The 763-nt window shown below is 59.6% G+C and carries 1 protein-coding gene; it reads left to right on the forward strand.

The annotated features are described in order from the left end of the window. On the forward strand, positions 1-256 hold a 256-nt coding region (locus tag ACZYOF_RS44110), incomplete at its 5' end, for a transposase (protein WP_463719639.1). Positions 257-763: the final 507 nt, after the last annotated feature.

The raw sequence follows: 763 nt of genomic DNA on the forward strand, positions 1-763 counted from the left end.
CAACCTCGGCTCGCACAAGGGCAAGGCCGTACGTCGCGCCATCCGTGCCGCCGGTGCACGGTTGTTCTTCCTACCGAAATACTCACCCGATCTGAACCCGATCGAGCAGTTCTTCGCCAAACTCAAGTATTGGCTTCGCAAAGCCGCAAAGCGGACCACCGAGGCTGTCTACGATGCCATTGGTCCGATCCTCGACACTGTCACACCCGCCGAGTGCTCAAACTACTTCACCAACGCCGGATATGGTCAAACCTAATCTCATCACGCTCTAATTGCTCATTCCGCGCTCGGGCGCTGTGCCGGCGTAGAACGCGCGATACCTACTCTGGCGGTCCAGGGCCGTGAACCAGCGAGACGCCCTTTGGCCTGGACAAATATACCGATTCCATAATCGAGCCTTAGGCATAGCGAGCGCCTTAGGCATAGCGAGCGGCGCGTTATGCCGCCGTGCTGGAGATCGCTGCCCACACCTGTAGCCCGTACGCTGAACTGCGCATGGACGCAAAGCTAGCGGAGTCTATCACGAAGGTGACTGCGGATCCGGCCTGGTGTGGCTGTCCTCACGCGCTCTCCTTGCGCTGCATTTCTCGATCAACGTTGCGGTGAGAATTACCGCAAGGCCCAACATCACGATGCCGGCGGCAAGCCAGCTTGGTAACGGAGGCCTCCCGGAGCGGCTTGACCACGAAAGAGAGCGAGTATGCGGCCACGAGCCCGGCAAAGGTGAAGGTGAGGGTGCTTCCGGCCTAGAGAGATGCGAGAA

The organism is Bradyrhizobium sp. LeoA1Lang, assembly GCF_055413685.1.